This window comes from Altericroceibacterium indicum (genome assembly GCF_009828105.1).
Taxonomy (GTDB): domain Bacteria; phylum Pseudomonadota; class Alphaproteobacteria; order Sphingomonadales; family Sphingomonadaceae; genus Altericroceibacterium; species Altericroceibacterium indicum.
Map to the genome: position 1 here is coordinate 267,565 of NZ_WTYQ01000001.1, position 15,457 is coordinate 283,021.

Here is a 15,457-nt window from a genome sequence, read left to right on the forward strand (position 1 = left end):
CATGGGTCGGCTGGCAGGAAAGATCGCGGTCATCACCGGTGCCGGGCAGGGCATGGGCGAAGCTCATGCGCGCATGTTCGTGGCGGAGGGCGCAAAGGTGGTGCTCACCGACATCAATGGCGATGCCATCGATGCCATCGCACAGGACCTTGGCGCAGATGCCGTCGCGATCCGGCACGATGTCGGAGATCCTGCTGGCTGGGACGCGGTGATGAAGCTCGCCAGCGAGACGTTTGGTGTCGTCAACGTCCTCGTCAACAACGCCGGGATCATCGGCCCGGTCAAAGGGATACTCGATTTCACGGCCGAAGAGTTCACCGAGGTGTTCAGGGTCAACGAGCTTGGCACCTTTCTGGGCATGAAGGCCGTGCTGCCCGGCATGATCGATGCGGGCGGCGGCTCGATCGTCAACATCTCGTCGATTGCCGGAATGATCGGCACACGGGCATCATCGAATGCGGCCTATTGTTCGACCAAGTTCGCCGTGCGCGGGATGAGCAAGCTCATCGCGGCGCAGTGGGGCCATGCCGGCATCCGGGTGAACTCGGTCCATCCGGGCTACATCCTCACCCCGATGATGATCGCCGCAACCGACGAGGAAGGCGGCGGGGCGAAGGAGGCAATTCCGCTGGGGCGTCTGGCCAGACCGGACGAGGTATCGCGCCTCGTCCTGTTCCTGGCCTCGGATGACGCAAGTTTCGTGAGTGGAGCCGAACACGTCATCGATGGAGCGATGATCGCAGGCTGAAGACAGTTACAACGAGCCCCGCTTAGAAAAGGGGACATTGGGAGAAGTGCAATGGGAGATTCGAAGTATCTCTGGACGGCATGCGCCGGAATGGCCGTTCTGGCCATTCCGGCGCATGCGCAGGACAATTCCGGTTCCGATCGTGAAGATGCGCAGCAGCGCAGCTCCGCTCCCGGTACGATCATCGTTACCGCCAACAAGCGGGAGCAGGCAGCCAACGACGTCGGCCTGACAATCCAGGCCGCCAGCGCCGAGACGCTTGCCGATCGCGGCATCTCCGGCCCCGACGATCTCGCCAAGCTCGTTCCGGGGTTCACCTTCACCCAGTCGCTCTATTCGACCCCGGTCTACACCTTGCGCGGCATCGGCCTCTATGATGCGACGTTCGGCGCGGCCCCCTCGGTCTCGATCTACAGCGATGAAATTCCGCGCAACGTTCCGACCATGTCCGACGGTCTCGATCTCGATATCGAGCGGCTTGAAGTCCTGAAGGGGCCGCAAGGCACGCTGTTCGGCCAAAGTTCGACCGGCGGCGCGATCAACTATGTGGTCGGCAAGCCGACCAACACCTTCGAAGCCGGAGCCTCAGCCTCCTACGAGCGGTTCGACCGGTTCGAGCTGGAAGGTTTTGTCAGCGGTCCGCTGTCCGATACGCTGAAGGGGCGTCTGGCCGTCAAGGGCGTGACGGGCGGCGCATGGCAGCGCAGCCTTTCGCGGCCCAACGACGAGAACGGGACCGAGCGCAAGCTCGCAGGTCGCCTGACGCTCGACTTCGAGCCAACCCCCGCCGTCCGCCTTCGCTTCATGGCGACAGGCGCGCTGGACAAGTCCGATCCGCTCGCTCCGCAATATGCGGGCACGATCTTCAATATCTACGGCTCGCAGGCTGAGCTGGATGCGTCCGGCAACCCCTATGGCTATGTCGATGCCACGCGCTATCAGCAGCTGACCGACCCGACGAGCCCCGGCTACGACGCGTCTTTCCTCGGGCGTCGTGCAGTATTAGAAGGGCGCTTGGCGAGCAGCGACCCTGAGGTCGCTGCCGGAGCCAATGCGGCACTGGGCACGCCGATCAGCGACAATGCGCGCGACGGGGAATGGACTCCGGGCCTGCTGAGCAAATCGGACAACAACTATTACCAGCTCGCGCTGCGCGGCGATTTCGATGTGTCCGACACGATCACCCTGACCTCGATCACCGCGCTGGCTGAGAAAAACCTCGCCTACAATCAGGATCTCGATGGAACCACCGCACGGGTGGTCGACGTTCCGCTCGATGGCTATGTCAAGACGTTCAACCAGGAGCTGCGCGTTGCCGGCAATAGCGATCTGGTGAACTGGATCGTCGGCGCGAGCTACGACAACATCGAAACCGAGCAGAACAATTTCTTCTACCTCGGCGCCTATTCGGGCAACGCGGATCTCATCTCGATCACCCTCAACAACTTCAGCTCCAAGCAGAAGTCGTACAGCGCCTTCGGCAATGTGGAATGGGAGGTGTTGCCTGACCTCAGGTTGCAGGGCGGCATTCGCTACACCAAGAATGAACTAAGCGCGTCCTATTGCTACAACGACCCCGCGATCGACACGGGGCAGGGGGCGGCGACGCTGTTCGGTTCCGCGCTCAACAGCGTGCCGATCACCATCAACCCGGGCGAGTGTTTCCCGACCTCGGGCGATATCCTGCTGGGCACGGCTGCCTCGACCATCGATCCGGTTCTGACCAGCTTCGATGAGGACAACGTCTCGTTCCGCCTTGGCGCCAATTACCAGTTCTCGGGCGGCACGCTGATCTATGCGACCGTCAGCCAAGGCTACAAGGCGGGCATCTATTCCGCGATCGGTGCATCGCGGACCAACCAGTACACGCCTGCAAAACAGGAAAAGGTGGTCGCCTATGAAGCCGGCTTCAAGGCACCGCTCGGTCAGGGCCGTTACCAACTGAATGCCGCCGGCTTCTATTACGACTATTCCGACAAGCAGGTGCGCGGCCGTGTGCAGGATACCGTGTTCGGCCTGCTCGAAAAGCTGCTCAATGTCCCCAGTTCCTATATCTGGGGGCTCGAAGGCGAGTTCACCGGGGAGCCGGTGGACGGGCTGAACTTCTCGACCAGCGCGACCTACCTGCAGAGCAAGGTCACCGGCAACTATTCGCAGACGCCTGATGGTCTGGCCGTCTACAATGCGGCGGGGTTCACCGGCGACTTCAGCGGCTCGAAGCTTCCCTACACGCCTGAGTTCAGCGCCAATGTCGATATTCAGTACCGGGCCAGCCTGGGCGGTGACATCGATGGCTTCATCGGCGGTACGGTGGTCTACACCGGCAAGCAGAACGCGACGTTCGAGACCAGCGTACTGCAGGCCGACGACTTCGTGATCGACGACTACACCACGCTCGACCTGCGTGCGGGCATCGCCAGCCAGAACGATCGTTGGCGCGTGTCGGTCTTCGGGCGCAATGTTACCGATGAATCGTACGTCACCGCGGTCTCGACCTTCCTCGATACCCTGATCCGGTATCGCGGTCGGCCCGCGACCTACGGTATCTCGTTCGACTTCAAGTACTAAGTGTCCCCAGAGGCGGTCGGTTCGGCCGGCCGCCCGCATCTTGAGGAAACATGGCGGATTCAGCTCTTCCCGAAAACCTGCGCTACCTGATCGAGGAGTTCAATCGCTCCGGCCTGCGCGAGTTGCACATACGCAGAGGAGATTTCGAACTCCTCCTGTCCCATACCGATCACGCGCCGTCAGCGCCCGCCGCAAGCAGGCGACCTGCATCGCCATCGCCGCAGCAGGCGCCGCAGGCTCAGGCACCTGCCGCCCCGCCACCGGCGGAGCAGATTGCCGATGGCCTGCCCGAGGGAACCGTCGCCGTTGTCGCGCCGAACCTGGGCACCTTCTACCGCTCGCCGAAGCCCGGAGCCGCGCCCTATGTGGAAGTGGGCCAGCGGGTCGAACAGGGGGCAGAGCTGTGTCTGATCGAGGTGATGAAGCTGTTTACTACGGTACGCAGCGAAGTCAGCGGCACGGTTGAGGCGGTGCTAGTGGAAGACACCGCCATGGTTGAGGCCGGGCAGGCGTTGTTCGCGGTGCGAGCGGACTGATGGCTATCAAACGTCTGTTCGTCGCCAATCGAGGCGAGATCGCCCTGCGGGTCGTGAAGGCTGCGCAGGCCCTGAATATCGAAACCGTTGTCGCGGTATCCGACGCGGACTGGGAAAGCGCGGCAGCGAAGATGGCGGACCGGGCCGTGGTGCTTGGGCCCGCCTCCGCCGCCAAAAGCTATCTCGATCCGCGCCTTGTCGTTCACGCGGCGCGCGAGAGCGGCTGCGATGGCCTGCATCCCGGTTACGGCTTCCTGTCGGAGCGGGCGATCCTGCCCCGCCTGTGCGAAGACCATGGCATTGCCTTCGTTGGCCCACGGCCCGATGTGATCGAGGCTCTGGGCGACAAGTTGCAGGCAAGAGCCATGGCATCGGCGGCAGGGGTGCCGCTTGTTCCGGGCAGCGAGAATATCGCCAGCGGCGCCGATGCGCGCCGTGAGGGCGACCGTATCGGCTATCCGGTCCTGCTGAAGGCGGCGGCGGGCGGCGGCGGTCGCGGCATGGTCATTGCCAACAATGGCGACGAGGCGGAGGCCGGTTTCCAGCGCGCTTCCGCCGAAGCCGAAGCTGCCTTCGGGGATGGCACCATGTTCATGGAGCGCTTCGTGCCCGAAGCGCGCCACGTCGAAGTCCAACTCATGGGCGACGGGCAGGGCAAGGTGCTCCATTTCGGCGAGCGCGATTGTTCGGTGCAGCGGCGCTATCAGAAGCTGATCGAGGAAGCCCCCTGCGCGGCCATGTCCGACGAGTTGCGCGCGAAGCTGCACAAGTCCGCCATCGATCTTGCTGCCAGCGTCAACTATCGCAACGCAGGCACCGCCGAGTTCCTGTTCGACGTGCAGCGGCAGGAATTCTACTTCATCGAGGTGAATGCGCGCATTCAGGTCGAGCATCCGGTGAGCGAGATGATCTCCTCGTTCGATCTCGTGCAGGAGCAGATCCGCATCGCGGGCGGTGCGGGCCTGTCGGTCGGGCAGGATGACGTTGTGCTGTCCGGCCATGCGATCGAATGCCGCATCAATGCCGAGGACGCCGCGCGTGATTTCGCGCCGTCACCGGGCCGCATCACGCGGTGGGATGCCCCGACAGGCGAGGGGATCAGGCTCGACAGCCACATGGCCGAAGGCGCGATGATCCCGCCATTCTACGACAGTATGGTCGGCAAGCTGATCGCCCATGGCAAGGACCGGGCCGAGGCCATCGACCGGCTGGTCGGCGCGATTGACGACTTCGTGATCGAGGGGGTGCCGACGACGCTGGGGCTCCAGCGCGCGATCGCCACGCATCCGGATTTTGTCGCCAACACCATTCACACCCGCTGGCTCGAACAGGTGGTTCTGCCGCAATTCGGAAAGGATGCGGCATGACCGGCAAGAGCGACCCCGCCGCCGCAGCGATCGACAACGCGCGCGCGTTCATGGATGCCATGCTGCAAAGCGACTGGCTGGAACTGCACGTTGCGACCGACGATTTCGAGCTGTTCATTGCCCGCGAGGGTGGTGGGCCCAACCCGATGTTCGCTGGTGCAGAGCTGGACGAAGTGCCGGCACCTGCCGCAGCGGCCAAGGCGAGCGCCATCACGGCTCCGCATGTCGCGACGCTCGTCTGGGCGGCGCAGCCCGGCACGAATGTTGCCGCCGGGGAGGCCTTGGCCCGGATTTCGGTTCTCGATGAGGAAACGGACATTACGGCGGCTCGCGGTGGGCGCGTTGTCGCGGTGGATGCCGCACCGGGCGAGCTTGTCGAGTTCGGCATGACGATCCTTCAGATAGTGGAAGCAGCATGACAGCACAGATAGCCACACGCATTGGCGTCTGCGGCGCGGGAGCGATGGGATCGGGCATTGCCGAGATCGCCGCGCAGCGCGGCGCCGATGTGAAGGTGTTCGACGTTAGCGCAGAAGCGCTCAAGGGCAGCGAGGCGCGGATCGGCAAGTCGATCGCGCGGCTGGTCGAGAAGGGCAAGCTGACCGGAGCGCAGGGTGACGAGGCGCTTGGGCGTCTGCAATGGGTCTCCGATCTGGCCGACATGGCGGATCGTGAGCTTGTGATCGAGGCCGTGATTGAGGACGCCGAGATCAAGGCAAGCCTGTTTGCCGGGCTCGAAGAGGTGCTCGACGATAGGGCGATCATTGCCAGCAACACCTCGTCGCTGCCGATTGGCCGACTGGCGCGCACCTTGCGGAATTCGGGCCGGTTTTGTGGCATGCATTTTTTCAATCCGGCCACCGTCATGAAGCTGGTCGAGGTCATCTCTGGCCCGGCGACCGATCCGGCAGTCGCCAACAGGGTGGCCGCGACAGCGACGGGCTGGGGCAAGGTTGCCATTCCGGTCGCCGACGTGCCGGGCTTCATCGTCAACCGCGTGGCGCGCCCGTTTTATGGCGAGGCGTTCACCGCGCTCAATGAGGGGGCCGCGCAGCCGCACGAGATCGACGCCCTGTTCCGCGCGAACGGCTTTCGCATGGGGCCGCTCGAACTGACGGACCTGATCGGGCAGGATGTGAATTTCTCGGTCGCCCGCTCGGTTTACGATTCCTATTTCGGCCAGACGCGCTTCGTCCCCCAGCTGCGGCAGGCCGCACTGGTCGACGCAGGGTGGCTGGGGCGCAAGAGCGGACGGGGCGTCTACAGCTACGACGACGGGCAGGGCACCAGCGATGAGATCGCCAGGCTGACCGAGGCAAGCGATGCCGACCGTGATCTTGCCAAAAGGGTGCTTGGCCTGAAGGCCGGAACCTTACTTGAAAGTGATGGCGTCCTCATCGGCCTGACACGCGGCAGGACCGCCGCAGGCGAGGCAAGGGCGGTGGGCAAGCCGGTCGTGCTGTTCGACCTGATCGCCCCCGATGGCGACGGTCCGATTGGCTACAGCGTATCCGACGAGCGCGCGGTGCAGATGGCGCAGGCGGTTGCGGCGGGCCTTGGGCGGGCGGCGGTGCGTCTGGCCGATCGGCCCGGACTGATCGTGTGCCGCACGTTGGCCCAGATTGCCAATGCCGCCGCCGATGCGGCGTTCGAGCAGGTCGCTGACGAACAGGGCATCGATTCCGCGCTGCGCTTCGGGGCGAACTACCCGTTCGGCCCGTTCTCCTTCGCCGACCGGATCGGGCGCGACACCCTTGTTTCCATCCTCCAGAACATCGCCGCCGCAACGGGGCAGCCGATGTATAGTCCGTCACAATATTGGAGCGCGCCGTGAGCAATTCCGACATCCTGTTGCGCGAGAAGCGCGACGACAAGGTGCTGCTGCTGCGGCTCAACCGGCCGGAGAAGTTCAATGCTCTGGCAACCGATCTGCTGGCCGCCGTGGCCGATGCGCTGGACGCGGTGGCAAGCGACCCTGACGTGCGCGCCGCCGTCATCACCGGTTCGGACAAGGTCTTTGCCGCAGGCGCAGATATCAACGAACTGGTGCAGCGCGACACCGATGGAGCGCTGGCCGATCCGCGGCCCGGCCTATGGGCGCGGATCCGGGCCTTTCCCAAGCCGCTGATCGCGGCGGTGGAGGGTTGGTCGCTGGGTGCGGGCAACGAACTGGTGATGTGCTGCGACCTTGCCGTCAGTGGCGAGAGCGGCAAGTTCGGTCAGCCCGAAACCAATCTCGGCATCATTCCGGGCGCGGGCGGAACCGCGACCCTGCCGCGTCTGGTCGGTCGCACGCGCGCCATGAAGATGGTGCTGCTGGGCGAGCCGATTACCGCACAGGAAGCGCTTGCGGCGGGGCTGGTCTGCGAGGTCGTGGAAACCGGCAAGGCGCTGGAGACCGCGCTCGCGCTTGCGACAAAGATTGCAGCCCGCGCACCCGTGGCTATGCAGCAGGGCAAGGCGATGGTGCGCGCCGCTTTCGAGACGGAGCAGAGCGCTCATCTGACGATGGAACGGCAAGCCTTCGCGGCACTGTTCGGCACCGCCGACAAAAAAGAGGGCGTCGCCGCCTTCCTCGAAAAGCGGGCGCCGGAATGGCTGGGCCGCTGAAGACCCGCGTCACCGAGCTTCTCGGAATTCGCCACCCGATCATTCAGGGGGGCATGCAGAATGTCGGGCGCGCCCGCCTCGCCGCAGCCGTTTCGCAGGCGGGCGGGCTCGGCATGCTCACGGCGCTTACCTTCCCGACACCGCGCGCCCTCGCTGACGAAATCGCCCGGTGCCGCGCGCTGACTTCGGCGCCGTTCGCAGTGAACGTGTCGGTCTTCCCGACCATGCGCCCGCCTGATTATGGCGCGATTGTCGATGTCATCGCCGATGCGGGGATCGACATTGTCGAAACCGCCGGCACGCCCGAGGTGCGCGAGGTCTGGAGGATGCTTCAGGCGCGCGGCATCCGGATCATTCACAAGTGCACCTCGGTGCGGCACGCTCTCTCGTCGCAGCGGCGCGGTGTCGACATGATCTCGATCGACGGCTTCGAATGTGCAGGCCATCCGGGCGAGGATGACATCCCCGGCCTTGTCCTCATTCCGGCCGCAGTCGATGCGCTGGAAATCCCGGTGATTGCCAGCGGCGGCATTGCCGATGCGCGCGGACTGGTCGCCGCGCTCGCACTCGGCGCCGAGGCGGTGAACATGGGCACGCGCTTCTGCGCCACGCAGGAGGCGGAAATTCACGACAAGGTGAAGGCCGCCTATGTCGCCAACGACGAGCGCCAGACGGATATTATCCTGCGCCCATTCAGGAACAGCGCCCGTGTTGGGCGCAATGCCGTGTCGCAGGAAGTGCTGGCGCGCACCTGTCGGGACGATCCCAGGTTTGCGGACGTTGCCGACCTTGTGTCAGGTCAGCGCGGCAAGGCCTTGCTGGAGAGCGGCGATCTCGACAGCGGCATCTATTGGGCGAGCATGGCGCAGGGCCTGATCCACGACATTCCGACCTGTGATGCGCTGATTTCACGCATGATGCGCGAAGCGCGGGACATCATCGCCGCAAGACTGACCGGGATGCTCGTCGGCGGATAGCGCTTGGTCTGCACTCACGCCTCTGGTTCCTTGCCAAGGGCGGCGCGCACCGCGGCGTTGCTCTCGGGGTTCTCGACCAGTGCCGAAGATGCTTCCTGCGCCGTGAGATAGGCGTCCATCCACTCGGGCCCCTCGAACATCAGCGAGGCCAGCTTCCGCGCCTTGAGCGCGGGCAGCGACTTACCCGCAATGGTGTCGGCCAGATCCAGCGCCAGTGGCAGGACGGCTGAAGAGGGCACCACGTAATTGAAGAAGCCCGTATTTTCGAGTTCCTTGGCGGTGAAGGCGCGGCCGGTGTAGACCATCTCGCGCACCTTGGCCTCGGGCATCCGCAGGCTGGCGAGCAGCCCGGCGCTGCCGCCGATCAGGCCGTAGTCGACCTCGGGGCAGGCAATCCGCGCATCGTTGCTGGCCACGCGCAGATCGCACATGCCTGCCAGCATCACGCCGACACCGATGGCGGCGCTGCGGATCGCGGCAATCATCGGCCGGTCGATGCGGTGGAACTGCGGCAGGCACTCGTTGATGAAATCGTAGCGTTCCTTGCGCCGGGCCGCTGTCATGCCCTCGAATTCGCGAAGATCAGCGCCGCCGCACCATGCGCGTGCGTCGTCGGGGGCGGTCAGCACGATGACCTTGACCCGGTCGTTACCCGAAACGAATTCGGCGAACTCCCGAATGTCCTCATAGGTCTTCAGCGAAAGCGCGTTGACCGGCGGGCGCGAGAAGGTGACTAGCGCAACGCCATTGTCCTGCAACTCGACCGAGAATGCGCCGAACCGCACCGCATCGGTGCTTTCCTTGCCGTACATCACTGGGCCATCGTGAGGTCGACGCCGGTCATCTCGCGCAAGTGCTCGAGCGTCAGGTTGTCGACCATTTCCACGACCTTCGCCCCGTCCGGGCCGAGGTCGATCACGCCCAGCTCGCTGTAGATCCGCGATACGCAGCCAAGCCCGGTCAGCGGATAGGTGCAGTGCTCGACCAGCTTGCTCTCACCGGTCTTGGTGAGCAGGTTCATCATCACGAACACCTGCTTGGCTCCGATGGCGAGGTCCATGGCGCCGCCCACGGCGGGGATCGCGTCGGGATCGCCGGTGTGCCAGTTGGCGAGATCTCCGCGGGTGGAGACCTGGTAGGCACCCATGACGCAGATATCGATATGGCCGCCGCGCATCATCGAGAAGCTGTCGCCGTGATGGAAGAAGCAGCCGCCATTCAGCAGCGTGACGGGCTGCTTGCCGGCGTTGATGAGGTCCCAGTCAATGTGGTCCTCATCGGGAGCGGGCCCCATGCCGAGGATGCCGTTTTCGCTGTGCAGGAAATAGTCGCCAGCGGTATCGAGATAGTTGGCGACCTGCGTCGGCAGGCCGATCCCCAGGTTGACATAGGCGCCTTCGGGGATGTCACGCGCCACGCGCCTGGCGAGTTGCTGCTTGTCGAGGCGCTGGATGGTATCTGCGGCGCTCATGCTGCGGCCTTTCCTGCATCTGCAATCCGGACGATGCGGTCCACGAAGATTCCGGGGGTGACCACGGTCTCGGGATCAAGCGTGCCGAGCGGGTCGATGTCCTCGACCTGGACGATGGTGGTCTTGCCAGCCATGGCCATGATCGGGCCGAAATTGCGCGCGGCCTTGCGGTAGACGAGGTTGCCCCAGCGGTCGGCCTTGTAGGCCTTGACGAGGGCGACATCGGCCTGAATTGGATATTCGAGCACGTATTGGCGCCCGTCGATTTCGCGGGTTTCCTTGCCCTCGGCCAGCTTGGTGCCGTAGCCGGTTGGCGTGAAGATCGCCCCGAGGCCCGAGCCTGCAGCCTGAATGCGCGCGGCAAGGTTGCCTTGCGGGACCAGCTCAAGCTCAAGCTCGCCAGCGCGATAGCGCTCCTCGAAATGGCGCGAGCCCACCATGCGCGGATAGGAACAAATGACCTTGCGCACCCGGCCTGCGCCGATGAGCGCAGCGATACCGACATCGCCGGTGCCCGCATTGTTGCTGATGATCGTGAGGTCGCACGCCCCTTGCGCCACGACACCGTCGATCAGTTCGGCGGGGACACCTGCCTCGCCGAAGCCGCTGATCATGATGGCCGCGCCATCCTGCAGCCCTTCCAGTGCCTCGGCGACTGTCCTAACCTGTTTGTCGATCACCTGCTGCCTCTCCAAATTCCGATAAAATTTCGGATACAATAGAACTGGTGGAAATTATCGCAAGCCGTCTTTCGCTGCTGGTAGCCTTCACGAACCGCCGAGCGGCGTGGCGCGGCAAAAGGCGCCGTCGAAATAGAGCATGGGATCGGCAGTTTCGGCCATGTCCATGTGGCGGACCTTGCCGATGAAAATCTCGTGCGTTTCGTAGACGTGACTATCGAGAAGTTCGCATTCGAACGAGGCGGTTGCGCCGTTCAGGAAGGGCTGGCCACCCGGTGAATCGGCCCATTTGCCCGCTTCGAAACGGTCGCGACCTTGCTTCCCTCTCTGCGCGGAGAAGATCGCTACGGTCTCTGCCTCGTCGGCGGCAAGCAGGTTCAGCGAGAATCGCCGCGTGCGTCCGATCAGCGCGTGAACGCTGGCATTGCGGTTGACGCACACGAGCATCAGCGGCGGATCGGCGCAGAGCGAGTTCCAGGCGGTCGCCGCCATGCCGGTGCGCTCTTCCCCATCGGCCGATGAGACGATCGCAACCGGGCCCGGCACGCGCCGCATCTGCGTGACGAACTGGGCGCGGTGGGTTTCGGGACAGGGAGGTTCGATTTTGCTGTTTGACATTGGTGTATATCCGAATAAAAGTCGGATTAATGTACATCGAGTTTTGCAGAACGCAAGCCGACATTGCGCAAACTCGCGTCTTGGGGAGAACGGCGATTACTCCGGTAGAGGATATTCTTGGCGAGGCCCGCGCGGGCCATATCTTCATTCTCGTGGATGACGATAATCCGGCCAGCACGGGCGATCTCGTGGTTGCGGCGCAGATGGCAACGCCGGTTGCCGTCAATTTCATGGCCGCGCATGGGCGCGGGCTCATTTGCCTGGCCTTGCAGCAGGACCGGGTCGACGCCCTCGGGCTGGACCTGATGCATGCACGCAACCGGTCGCGCCCTGACGAAAGCTATGCCACCTCGATCGAGGCGCGCGAGGGCGTTTCGACCGGCATCAGCGCCGAGGACAGGGCGCGCACCATTTCGGTGGCAATCGATGCGGCAAGGGGCACGGACGACATCGTCACGCCGGGGCACGTCTTTCCGGTCGTCGCCAGTCCGGGCGGTGTGCTCATGCGGGCAGGGCAGGTCGAGGCCGCCGTCGATATTGCACGGCTAGCAGGGCTCAATCCGTCGGCGGCGATCTGCAAGATCATGAACGCGGCCGGCGATGTCGCGCGGCTGCCGGAACTGCGCGAACTGGCGGCCGAGCATGATTTGAAGATCTGCTCGGTCAGGGATCTGATCGCCTACCGGCGCATGAACGACCGGATGATCGAACGCATCGGCGAACGCCCGGTCAAAAGCCGCTTTGGCGGTGAGTGGCGGGCGGTTGCCTACCGCAACAAGATCAACGGCGAAGAAACCCTCGCCATGGTGCTGGGCGAGATCGGGCCCGACCGGCCGACGCTGGTGCGGATGCATCTGCTGTCGATCTTTCATGACGTCTTTGCCGAGGATACGAGCCGGACGGGTCTGCTCGAAGCCTCGATGCGGCACATTTCCGAAGAGGGCAGCGGCGTGATCGTCCTGATCAACCGGTTCGTGTCCGACTATGTCAGCCGTACGCTGGTGCCCGCGGGCGAGAGCCTGAAGGGCGGACAGGAGTTGCGCGACTATGGCGGCGGCGCCCAGATCCTGAGCGACCTAGGCGTGCAGCAAATGGTGCTGTTGACCGATACCCCCAAATCGCTGGTGGCTCTCGAAGGTCACGGCCTGTCGATTGTGGAGCAGCGCAATATTTCCTGACCGCCACCGTCCGCGCGGACAATGGCGATCATATCTGAGCTTCGAAATGGAGTTGAACCCATCATGAAAATCCTCGTGCCCGTTAAGCGGGTGATCGACTACAACGTGAAGCCGCGTGTGAAGGCGGATGGCTCCGGGGTGGACCTCGCCAACGTCAAGATGAGCATGAACCCGTTTGACGAGATCGCCGTCGAAGAGGCGATCCGTCTGAAGGAAGCGGGCGCTGCCGAAGAGGTGATCGCCGTCTCGATCGGCCCGGCCAAGGCGCAGGAAACGCTGCGCACCGCGCTCGCCATGGGTGCCGACCGCGCAATCCTGGTGGAGACCGACGCCGAGGTCGAACCGCTGGCGGTTGCCAAGATCCTCAAGGCCATTGCCGAGGCGGAAGAACCGGGCATCGTGATGCTCGGCAAGCAGGCGATTGACGACGATTCGAACCAGACCGGGCAGATGCTTGCCGCGCTGATGGGCCGTCCGCAGGGCACCTTCGCCTCGAAGGTCGCCATCGACGGCGATCATGTCAGCGTCACCCGCGAGGTCGATGGCGGTCTGGAGACGGTGAAACTGGCCCTGCCCGCGATCGTCACCACCGACCTGCGCCTGAACGAGCCGCGCTATGCCTCGCTGCCGAACATCATGAAGGCGAAGAAGAAGCCGCTCGACACCAAGACCCCCGACGATTTCGGCGTCGATGTGGCCCCGCGCCTCAAGACCACCCACGTGGGCGAACCGCCCGTGCGGCAGGCGGGCGAGATCGTTCCCGATGTCGATACGCTGGTTGCCAAGCTTAAATCCCTGGGAGTTGCCTGATGACTGCCCTCGTACTCGCTGAACTTTCGGATGGCGCGGTGGCGCCCGCCACGCTCTCCGCCGTCACCGCTGCCGCGCAGCTTGGTGGTCCGGTGCATGTGCTCGTTGCCGGTGCGCAGGGCGCGGCTGACGAGGCCGCCAAAATCGCCGGTGTCGAAAAGGTGCTCCACGCCGGCGACGCCGCCTATGCCGATATGCTGGCCGAAAACGTCGCGCCGCTCGTGGCGGGCCTGATGGCCAAAGACGGCGTAGGCTACGACGCCTTCCTCGCGCCTGCCACCACCACCGGCAAGAACGTCGCCCCGCGTGTGGCTGCGCTGCTTGACGTGATGCAGGTGTCGGACATTCTCTCGGTCGAAGGCCCGAAGAGCTTCACCCGCCCGATCTACGCCGGCAACGCCATCGCCACGGTCGAAAGCTCGGACGCCAAGCTGGTGATCACCGTGCGCACCACCGCTTTCGACAAGGCGGCAGCAGAAGGCGGCTCGGCCAGCGTCGAGGCGGTGAGCGGCCCCGGCGATGCGGGCCTGTCGAGCTTCGTCGGCCTTGAAGCCGTGAAGAGCGACCGCCCCGAGCTGACCAGCGCCGGGACCATCGTTTCCGGCGGCCGCGCGCTGAAGGACAGCGAGACCTTCGCGGAGGTCATCACCCCGCTTGCCGACAAGCTCGGCGCCGCCATCGGCGCGAGCCGTGCGGCAGTGGACGCGGGCTATGTCCCCAACGACTATCAGGTCGGCCAGACGGGCAAGATCGTCGCGCCTGAGCTTTATGTCGCGGTGGGCATTTCGGGCGCGATCCAGCACCTTGCGGGGATGAAGGATTCCAAGGTGATCGTGGCGATCAACAAGGACCCCGACGCACCGATCTTCCAGGTCGCAGACCTGGGGCTCGTTGCCGATCTGTTCGAAGCAGTCCCGGAAATGACAGCCAAGCTCTGATGAACAAGCTCTATCCTTCCGCAGAAGCTGCGCTGCAAGGCGTGCTCCACGATGGCATGCTGATCGCCTCGGGCGGGTTCGGCCTCTGCGGCATTCCCGAGCGTTTGCTGAAGGCGATCCGGACCTCCGGGGTAAAGGATCTCACCTTCGCCTCGAACAATGCCGGGATCGACAACGAGGTCGAGGAGATCGTGCCCGCCGGATCGCTCGATCCCGACCAGATCCACCTGCCCGGCGTTTATGTCCAGCGCATGGTGGTGGGCGCGCCTTACGACAAGAAGATCGAATTCGTGACCACGCGCGAAAGGGAGAGCACCCGATGAGTTGGACCCGTGACCAGATGGCCGCCTGTGCTGCGCAGGAATTGCAGGACGGCTTCTACGTCAACCTCGGCATCGGCATTTCGACGCTGGTAGCCAATCACATTCCCGAGAAAATTCACGTCACGCTGCAAAGCGAGAACGGGATGCTCGGGATCGGCCCGTTCCCCTATCCTGACGAGGTCGACGCCGACCTTATCAACGCCGGCAAGCAGACGATCAGCAAACTTCCGCATTGCGCCTATTTCGGCAGCGCTCAGAGCTTCGCGATGATCCGCGGCGGCCATATCGATTTGACCGTGCTCGGTGCGATGGAAGTCAGCCAGAATGGCGATATCGCCAATTGGATGATCCCCGGTAAACTTATCAAGGGGATGGGCGGGGCAATGGATCTGGTCGCCGGGGGGAAGAAGATCATCTGCGTGATGGAACATGTCTCCAAGCACGGCGAACCCAAATTTATCCCTGAGTGCACCTTGCCGCTGACCGGCAAAAACGTGATCGACATGCTGATCACCGACCTCGCGGTGTTTCAGCGTCCTGACCATTCCTCGTCGTTCAGGTTGATCGAGCTGGCGCCGGGTGTGACTGCCGACGAAGTGTCGGCCAAGACAAATGCCAATTACCTATCATAGG

At 64.0% G+C, this 15,457-nt stretch carries 17 protein-coding genes; 13 read left to right on the forward strand and 4 right to left on the reverse strand.

Features of this window, described 5'->3' with window-relative positions; all coding sequences use genetic code 11:
* The first annotated feature begins 1 nt into the window (after window position 1).
* From GRI39_RS01355 to GRI39_RS01390, 8 genes are read left to right on the forward strand one after another with little or no spacing between them, the layout of a single operon-like run.
* Window positions 2-748, forward strand: coding sequence for an SDR family NAD(P)-dependent oxidoreductase (locus GRI39_RS01355; RefSeq protein WP_160737900.1), 747 nt, complete (start codon window positions 2-4; stop codon window positions 746-748).
* Window positions 749-799: 51 nt separating this feature from the next.
* Complete coding sequence (locus tag GRI39_RS01360) at window positions 800-3,316, forward strand: TonB-dependent receptor (RefSeq protein ID WP_170324273.1); 2,517 nt, start codon at window positions 800-802, stop codon at window positions 3,314-3,316.
* Window positions 3,317-3,366: 50 nt separating this feature from the next.
* A complete protein-coding gene (gene accB / locus GRI39_RS01365) occupies window positions 3,367-3,852 on the forward strand; it encodes an acetyl-CoA carboxylase biotin carboxyl carrier protein (protein WP_160737901.1) in 486 nt (161 codons plus the stop codon).
* Entirely contained in the window at window positions 3,852-5,219 is a 1,368-nt protein-coding gene (locus GRI39_RS01370; protein ID WP_160737902.1) for an acetyl-CoA carboxylase biotin carboxylase subunit, read from the forward strand. The genes accB and GRI39_RS01370 overlap by 1 nt, the downstream gene beginning before the upstream one ends.
* On the forward strand, window positions 5,216-5,638 hold the full coding sequence (locus GRI39_RS01375) for a biotin/lipoyl-containing protein (protein ID WP_160737903.1): 423 nt from the start codon (window positions 5,216-5,218) through the stop codon (window positions 5,636-5,638). Before GRI39_RS01370 ends, GRI39_RS01375 begins: the two co-directional genes overlap by 4 nt.
* Window positions 5,635-7,053: a 3-hydroxyacyl-CoA dehydrogenase NAD-binding domain-containing protein gene (locus GRI39_RS01380; RefSeq protein WP_160737904.1), complete on the forward strand. Its 1,419-nt coding sequence runs from the start codon at window positions 5,635-5,637 to the stop codon at window positions 7,051-7,053. Before GRI39_RS01375 ends, GRI39_RS01380 begins: the two co-directional genes overlap by 4 nt.
* On the forward strand, window positions 7,050-7,829 hold the full coding sequence (locus tag GRI39_RS01385; RefSeq protein ID WP_160737905.1) for an enoyl-CoA hydratase-related protein: 780 nt from the start codon (window positions 7,050-7,052) through the stop codon (window positions 7,827-7,829). Before GRI39_RS01380 ends, GRI39_RS01385 begins: the two co-directional genes overlap by 4 nt.
* A complete protein-coding gene (locus GRI39_RS01390) occupies window positions 7,814-8,806 on the forward strand; it encodes an NAD(P)H-dependent flavin oxidoreductase (RefSeq protein WP_160737906.1) in 993 nt (330 codons plus the stop codon). Before GRI39_RS01385 ends, GRI39_RS01390 begins: the two co-directional genes overlap by 16 nt.
* A gap of 14 nt (window positions 8,807-8,820) precedes the next feature.
* On the opposite strand, the gene GRI39_RS01395 is transcribed toward GRI39_RS01390, so the two are convergent.
* The 4 genes from GRI39_RS01395 to GRI39_RS01410 form a co-directional block, all read right to left on the reverse strand.
* A complete protein-coding gene (locus GRI39_RS01395; RefSeq protein WP_160737907.1) occupies window positions 8,821-9,618 on the reverse strand; it encodes an enoyl-CoA hydratase/isomerase family protein in 798 nt (265 codons plus the stop codon).
* Window positions 9,618-10,277, reverse strand: coding sequence for a 3-oxoacid CoA-transferase subunit B (locus tag GRI39_RS01400; protein WP_211371389.1), 660 nt, complete (start codon window positions 10,275-10,277; stop codon window positions 9,618-9,620). The genes GRI39_RS01395 and GRI39_RS01400 overlap by 1 nt, the downstream gene beginning before the upstream one ends.
* Entirely contained in the window at window positions 10,274-10,957 is a 684-nt protein-coding gene (locus GRI39_RS01405; RefSeq protein WP_160737908.1) for a 3-oxoacid CoA-transferase subunit A, read from the reverse strand. Before GRI39_RS01405 ends, GRI39_RS01400 begins: the two co-directional genes overlap by 4 nt.
* Before the next feature lie 87 nt (window positions 10,958-11,044).
* Window positions 11,045-11,575 carry a flavin reductase family protein gene (locus GRI39_RS01410; RefSeq protein ID WP_160737909.1) on the reverse strand — a complete coding sequence of 177 codons (531 nt, stop codon included), beginning with the start codon at window positions 11,573-11,575 and terminating at the stop codon, window positions 11,045-11,047.
* A gap of 29 nt (window positions 11,576-11,604) precedes the next feature.
* Between GRI39_RS01410 and ribB the strand changes: the two genes are divergently transcribed.
* The 5 genes from ribB (at window position 11,605) to GRI39_RS01435 (ending at window position 15,456) form a co-directional block, all read left to right on the forward strand.
* Window positions 11,605-12,753 (forward strand): 3,4-dihydroxy-2-butanone-4-phosphate synthase, encoded by a 1,149-nt coding sequence (gene ribB / locus GRI39_RS01415; protein WP_160737910.1) that lies wholly within the window; start codon window positions 11,605-11,607, stop codon window positions 12,751-12,753.
* Window positions 12,754-12,816: 63 nt separating this feature from the next.
* Complete coding sequence (locus GRI39_RS01420) at window positions 12,817-13,563, forward strand: electron transfer flavoprotein subunit beta/FixA family protein (protein WP_160737911.1); 747 nt, start codon at window positions 12,817-12,819, stop codon at window positions 13,561-13,563.
* On the forward strand, window positions 13,563-14,501 hold the full coding sequence (locus GRI39_RS01425; RefSeq protein WP_160737912.1) for an electron transfer flavoprotein subunit alpha/FixB family protein: 939 nt from the start codon (window positions 13,563-13,565) through the stop codon (window positions 14,499-14,501). Before GRI39_RS01420 ends, GRI39_RS01425 begins: the two co-directional genes overlap by 1 nt.
* Window positions 14,501-14,824 carry a CoA-transferase gene (locus tag GRI39_RS01430; RefSeq protein WP_211371391.1) on the forward strand — a complete coding sequence of 108 codons (324 nt, stop codon included), beginning with the start codon at window positions 14,501-14,503 and terminating at the stop codon, window positions 14,822-14,824. The genes GRI39_RS01425 and GRI39_RS01430 overlap by 1 nt, the downstream gene beginning before the upstream one ends.
* Entirely contained in the window at window positions 14,821-15,456 is a 636-nt protein-coding gene (locus tag GRI39_RS01435) for a 3-oxoacid CoA-transferase subunit B (protein ID WP_160737913.1), read from the forward strand. Before GRI39_RS01430 ends, GRI39_RS01435 begins: the two co-directional genes overlap by 4 nt.
* Window position 15,457 lies beyond the last annotated feature (1 nt).